This window comes from Prevotella sp. kh1p2, assembly GCF_900111525.1.
Taxonomy (GTDB): domain Bacteria; phylum Bacteroidota; class Bacteroidia; order Bacteroidales; family Bacteroidaceae; genus Prevotella.
Window position 1 is genome coordinate 1 of sequence record NZ_FOHY01000036.1, and the last position, 6,312, is coordinate 6,312.

Consider the following 6,312-nt stretch of genomic DNA (forward strand, 5'->3'; position numbering starts at 1 on the left):
GCGGAAAAGGCGCGTATCGACAGGCCACTCGTGAGGTACCGACGTAATAACTCTAATTTTTCGATTTCATTGTACTGTTTCATGACTTTTTACTTCTTTTGGTTGATGTAAACTGTCAACTTATTCAGTACAGGTCAGCTGCTTTTTAGGACCCTCGTTTTTGCTCGTTACCGATGAACGAGCTGCACTACGTTCTCCACGTGGGGCGTATGCGGAAACATGTCTACAGGCTGTACGGCCGTCACCTTGTAATCGGCATCCAGCAGAGCAAGGTCTCGTGCCTGGGTGGCTGGGTTGCAGCTAACGTAAACAATGCGCTTGGGCGCCGTGTTCAGTATAACCTGAACAACGTCGGGGTGCATGCCTGCGCGTGGCGGGTCGGTGATGATGACATCCGGCCGACCGTGAGCATGGACGAAATCCGGGGTCAGTATGTCCTTCATGTCGCCCGCATAGAATAAGGTGTTGCCAATATCGTTGATTTTGCTGTTCACCTTGGCGTCCTCAATAGCCTCGGGTACGTATTCTATCCCGACAACTTTCCTGGCCTTGCGGGCCACAAAGTTGGCTATTGTACCAGTGCCGGTGTAGAGGTCGTAGACAAGTTCGCTGCCGGTAAGTTCAGCAAACTCTCTGGCTACACAGTACAGGTGGTAGGCCTGGTCGGTGTTAGTCTGGTAGAAACTCTTAGGTCCGACCTTGAATTTCAGGTCTTCCATCGTCTCAAATATATGATCCTTGCCGCCGAAGACCTTTACATCCAGGTCTCCGAAGGTATCATTTCCCTTCTGATTGTCTACATACAGCAAGCTACTGATTTGCGGGAACTTGTCTTGTATGTGTTGAAGCAAGCCTTTGGCAGCATCTTCGTCTCCCTTACTCTCGAAATGGAACTGGATAATCAGCATCCACTCATCGGTATTGGAGTTGCGGATAACGATGTCGCGGAGCAGACCGTGCTGCTCTTTGATATCGTAGAAGGTTAGTTGGTGGGCCAAGGCGTAATCTCTGATTTCGTTCCTTATCTCGTTGTGCAGGTTGTCCATCAGCCAGCATTTGCCGATGGGATAAATCTTGTCGAATGCTCCGGTAATGTGGAAGCCTATGGCGTTGGTGTCAGTGGCATGTAAGTCGAGCTCCTTGTTGCTCAGTTCTTCCTTGGTGAACCATCGCTTGTTGGAGCAGCCAAACTCCAGTTTGTTTCTGTATTCCCATATTCTGTCGGAGCCTATGATAGGCCGGAATTCCGGCAGTTCTATCTTTCCGATTCTCGTTAACTGGTCGTGTACTTGCTGTTGTTTGGCTTTCAGCTGTTCGGAGTAGGGCAGGTTCTGCCACTTGCAGCCTCCGCAAATGCCGAAACTTTCACACACCGGCTTCTCGCGTACATCGCTGTACATGACAAATCTGATGACTTCGGCCTCGCAGTAGTGGTGTTTTTTCCGTCTCACTTGCAGGTCTACGACGTCACCCGGCACGCAGAATGGTATGAAAACCACCATATCGTTCACGTGGGCTACACACTTCCCCTCGGCGGCAACGGCCTCAACGAGTACATTCTCCAATATTGGCAATGGCTTGCGTTTACTTGACATAATACTTCAAATTTGCTGCAAAGGTACGATTTATTTGTGACTTTTAAATCAAGAAAGCATATTTATTGACAGTTCGTCGGTCCGAATGGAATTTCTGCCTTACAGCAGGCAAGGCGTTGGTTCTTGTTAGCGCTAACAAAGAAAATGCAATGTGGAGATTACATTTTTTCGGTTCAATCTTTTGTCCGTTAATTATTTTGTACTATCTTTGCAAGTAAATAAAAAACAAATCCAAAAACATTGATATCAAATCTATTATGAGTGAAAAAAGAGTTTATCTCTTCGGTAATGGAAAAGCCGAAGGAAATGCCAAGATGAGAGAGCATTTGGGCGGTAAGGGAGCCAATCTCGCAGAAATGAACCTGATAGGTGTCCCGGTACCTCCGGGCTTTACCATTACCACCGATTGCTGTAATGAATATTATAAGGTGGGGCAGGAGAAGATAGTCGAAATCCTGAGTGCTGACGTGAAAGCAGCCGTGGAGCACATCGAGTCTTTGATGAATTCAAAGTTCGGCGACCCTGTCAACCCCTTGCTTGTATCGGTTCGTTCGGGCGCCCGCGCCTCTATGCCCGGCATGATGGACACCATCCTGAACCTTGGTCTGAATGATGAAGTTGCTGAGGGAATGGTGAAGAAGACCGCTAACCCGCACTTCGTTTACGATTCCTACCGCCGTTTTGTACAGATGTACGGTGACGTCGTGCTCGATATGAAGCCGGCCAATAAGGAAGATATCGACCCGTTTGAGGAGATTATCGAACGGGTGAAGGCCGAACGCGGCATCAAGTTGGACAAGGATTTGTCCGTTGAAGAGCTGAAACACCTTGTTGTTTTGTTCAAGCAAGCTATCAAGGAACGTACAGGTAGCTCGTTCCCCGACGACCCGATAGAGCAGCTCTGGGGCGCCATCTGTGCCGTCTTCCGCAGTTGGATGAACGACCGCGCCATCCTTTATCGCAAGATGGAGGGCATCCCCGACGAGTGGGGGACGGCCGTTTCGGTTATGGCAATGGTGTTCGGCAACATGGGCGAAACCTCTGCTACGGGCGTTTGCTTCAGCCGCGATGCTGCTACGGGTGAGAATGTGTTTAACGGCGAGTATCTTGTTAACGCCCAGGGCGAAGACGTGGTTGCCGGTATTCGCACGCCGCAGCAGATTACCAAGGCCGGTTCCATTCGCTGGGCACAGCGTGCAGGCATTGCCGAAGAGGAGCGGGTAGCCAACTTCCCGTCAATGGAAGAAGCCATGCCGGAGATTTATGCACAGCTGAATGATATCCAAGACAAGCTGGAGAAGCATTACCACGATATGCAGGACATGGAGTTCACCGTACAGGAAGGCAAGCTATGGTTCCTGCAGACACGTAATGGTAAGCGCACTGGAACGGCTATGGTGAAGATAGCCATGGACTTGCTTCGTGAGGGAATGATTGACGAGAAAACCGCTATCGAGCGCTGCGAGCCCCAAAAGCTGGATGAACTTCTGCACCCGGTATTCGATAAAGTGGCGCTTGCACAGGCCACGTCCATAACACAAGGACTGCCAGCTTCGCCCGGTGCAGCTTGCGGACAGATAGTATTCCACGCCGACGATGCGGCTGCCTGGCATGCCGATGGGCATCATGTAGTGATGGTTCGCATTGAGACTTCGCCCGAGGATCTTGCCGGTATGAATGCTGCAGAGGGCATTCTGACAGCCCGGGGCGGCATGACATCCCACGCGGCGGTTGTAGCGCGCGGCATGGGTAAGTGCTGCGTATCTGGTGCCGGCGGCATCAATGTTGACTACAAGACCAAGACAGTTGAAATAGACGGCAAGGTTTTCCGCGAGGGTGATTATCTTTCGCTCAACGGTTCTACCGGAAAGGTTTACGCGGGCGAGATACCTACCAAGGCTGCCGAGTTGAGCGGCGATTTCAAAGCACTGATGGATCTTTGCGACAAGTACACTAAACTGCAGGTTCGAACCAATGCCGACACGCCGCACGATGCCCAGGTGGCCCGTGACTTCGGTGCCAAAGGCATCGGACTTACACGCACCGAGCACATGTTCTTTGACGATAAGAAGATTTTGGCCATGCGAGAGATGATTTTGTCTGATACTTCCGAAGGCCGCGAAAAGGCGCTGGAGAAGCTGTTGCCTTATCAGAAAGCCGACTTCAAGGGTATTCTCGAGGCCATGGACGGTTGCCCCGTAAACATCCGCTTGCTCGACCCGCCGCTCCATGAGTTCGTTCCTCACGACTTGGAAGGACAGGAAGCAATGGCCAAAGAGATGGGAGTTGACCTGCAGGCCATTCAGCGCAGAGTAGCTTCTCTTGCCGAAAACAACCCGATGCTGGGCCACAGAGGCTGCCGACTGGGCATCACTTTCCCGGAGATTACGGCCATGCAGACCCGTGCCATCTTGTCTGCAGCGTGTGAACTGAAGCTCGAAGGCAAAGACCCGAAGCCAGAAATCATGGTTCCGCTGATAGGTGTTGTCAATGAGTTCAAGCAGCAGAAAGAAATCATCATGGCTACAGCAAAGAATGTGTTCGAAGAGTATGGCATCGAAATCAAGTTCCCCGTGGGCACCATGATTGAGATACCACGAGCCGCCCTCACGGCCGATCGCATTGCTACCGAGGCCGAGTACTTCTCTTTCGGAACCAATGACTTGACCCAGATGACCTTTGGCTACAGCCGCGATGACATTGCCAGCTTCCTGCCGGTATATCTTGAGAAGAAGATTCTGCAGGTAGATCCGTTCCAGGTTCTTGACCAGTACGGAGTTGGACAGCTCATCAAGATGGCCGTGGAGAAAGGCAAGAGCGTGCGTCCTGACCTAAAGACAGGTATCTGCGGCGAGCATGGAGGCGAGCCGAGCTCGGTTAAGTTCTGTGCCAAGATTGGCCTCAACTACGCCAGCTGCTCACCTTTCAGAGTGCCGATTGCCAGGCTCGCGGCCGCTCAAGCCGCGGTTGAGGAATAAACCGACTGTAATTCAAAATGACTGATACAAGGGGATGGAAGCTGATTTCCATCCCCTTTTTCGTTCAGAAGTTCTCCGATTTCAAGATTATTTACTACCTTTGCACGCAATAGAACAGATAGTGAGTAAAATGAGAAAAATACTTCTTTCGTTATTTCTGCTTGCTGCATTGACGATACAGGCTGCAGGCGAGGATACTGATTTTGTGAATGTGAACTTCGGAACCTATTATAGCGAAGCCATGGAGGCCATTCGGGCCAAGTATGGAGAGCCGTCGCTGGTGGAAGACAACGCCGTGGTGTATCTTGACAAGGATATCTCCGGCTACACTTTCAGCAAGATAATCTTTGGCTTCGAGAAAGGTACAAGCGGCTCGTATCTTAACCAGGCCCGCTTTTTCATTACCAAACCCACGCGCCATGAGGCTGTTGCCAATCGCGATTCGCTGGCCAATCAGCTGATGCAGAACTTCGGTGTGACCTACGACTACGAAGAAAACGGGAACAAGTTCTACAAAGGCGGCGTTTCTCCTACAGGCATCGGATTTCTCTTTACGCTCTCTACGGCCCGCAGAGAGGGACAGTGGATGACCGAACTTAGATACGGAGCTTTTCATCGGCTCAGATAATACATCATGCTGAAAATGAAGAGAGCGAAAACGAAAACTACCTTCTTAACCATCCTGTTGCTCCTGCTTACGGCTCCGCTGCAGGCACAACGGGTCAAAGACATGTGGATTAGCATGCCCGATTCGCTTATACCTTATTTAAATAAGAGCATGCGCATAGAGCTTGTTGACTTCGTAAACATGAAGGTTAAGGCTGAAGTAAAAAATTTGCTGGGCGAGGAGAGCGTGATGGACACACTGACAGCCAGCTACCTAAGCGTAACACTGAACGCGGCGGCAACGGTACAGATGCGCATGCTTCCACTGCAAAACGGTGACAGCATCATGTGCATGGTACGTTCATCTCACGGCCCTGCCTGCGACAGCGAACTCTCTTTCTGGTCCAAAAACTGGCAACGGATCGAACAGAAAGGCTTCATCAGCGGAGCGGAAGCACCGCAATCGTTGCGTGACCGGCTCATCGTAAAGCCCGACACCATGACAGAAGCCAGGTTCGAGGAACTGTCTGAAATGATAGAACCTTTTTTAGTGTGCGCAAGTCTTTCTCCTACAGACAACTCCCTTACGCTGAAAGTCTCGCTGCCCATGCTGTCCGCAGATGATAAAAAGGCTGTAAAGGCCATTTTAATGCAAAGGAAACTTAATTGGAATGGTGAAACGTTTAATTAATGTTTAATAACCGCATTAATTGGTAGCAAACACTTGCAGAGTTGGAAATAATACTTATCTTTGCATCGTGTTTTTCATGGTATTAGATTATTAAGGTTAAGAAAAGATTGGTTGTCGTGAGACAATCAATTTTTTTTTGCCCTTATCCGTCTTGTTTTTATTTTACATTCCCTCATCCTTTGTCGAAAAAGCTACTGATACACGCACTCCGCCTGCTCAAAAGACCGGGGAAAAGGTGCCGGAGCTATGCTTCAGGAACTTTCGACAAGTGTCGCACGATCGTTTGACACTTGTCGCACATGAGTGCGACACTTGTCAAAAGTTCCAGCTGGTGCTCTGTCCTGGATTTAGTTGACAGTTTTTGTAGTTAAATGTTCTTTAGGTTGACAATAAATTTCTTATGTGGAAATATAGTTGTCAGGTTTTTCTGTTAAGTGCACTT

General features: G+C 49.8%; 4 protein-coding genes. 3 read left to right on the forward strand and 1 reads right to left on the reverse strand.

The window, feature by feature from the left end; genetic code table 11:
- Positions 1-167: 167 nt before the first annotated feature.
- A complete protein-coding gene (gene rlmD / locus BMW31_RS13095; RefSeq protein ID WP_091826716.1) occupies positions 168-1,595 on the reverse strand; it encodes a 23S rRNA (uracil(1939)-C(5))-methyltransferase RlmD in 1,428 nt (475 codons plus the stop codon).
- Positions 1,596-1,852: 257 nt separating this feature from the next.
- Here rlmD and ppdK point away from each other — a divergent pair, with 257 nt between their 5' ends.
- The 3 genes from ppdK (at position 1,853) to BMW31_RS13110 (ending at position 5,870) form a co-directional block, all read left to right on the forward strand.
- Positions 1,853-4,573 carry a pyruvate, phosphate dikinase gene (gene ppdK / locus BMW31_RS13100; RefSeq protein WP_091826718.1) on the forward strand — a complete coding sequence of 907 codons (2,721 nt, stop codon included), beginning with the start codon at positions 1,853-1,855 and terminating at the stop codon, positions 4,571-4,573.
- 130 nt (positions 4,574-4,703) lie between these two features.
- Complete coding sequence (locus BMW31_RS13105; RefSeq protein WP_091826720.1) at positions 4,704-5,201, forward strand: hypothetical protein; 498 nt, start codon at positions 4,704-4,706, stop codon at positions 5,199-5,201.
- A 15-nt stretch (positions 5,202-5,216) separates the two neighbouring features.
- Positions 5,217-5,870, forward strand: coding sequence for a DUF3256 family protein (locus BMW31_RS13110; RefSeq protein ID WP_091826722.1), 654 nt, complete (start codon positions 5,217-5,219; stop codon positions 5,868-5,870).
- Positions 5,871-6,312 lie beyond the last annotated feature (442 nt).

What these genes read in the sequence shown, in the direction of transcription:
- rlmD (WP_091826716.1), bottom strand. Translation starts at nt 1,595, where the DNA reads ATGTCAAGTAAACGCAAGCCATTGCCAATATTGGAGAATGTACTCGTT.
- ppdK (WP_091826718.1), top strand. Translation starts at nt 1,853, where the DNA reads ATGAGTGAAAAAAGAGTTTATCTCTTCGGTAATGGAAAAGCCGAAGGA.
- BMW31_RS13105 (WP_091826720.1), top strand. Translation starts at nt 4,704, where the DNA reads ATGAGAAAAATACTTCTTTCGTTATTTCTGCTTGCTGCATTGACGATA.
- BMW31_RS13110 (WP_091826722.1), top strand. Translation starts at nt 5,217, where the DNA reads ATGAAGAGAGCGAAAACGAAAACTACCTTCTTAACCATCCTGTTGCTC.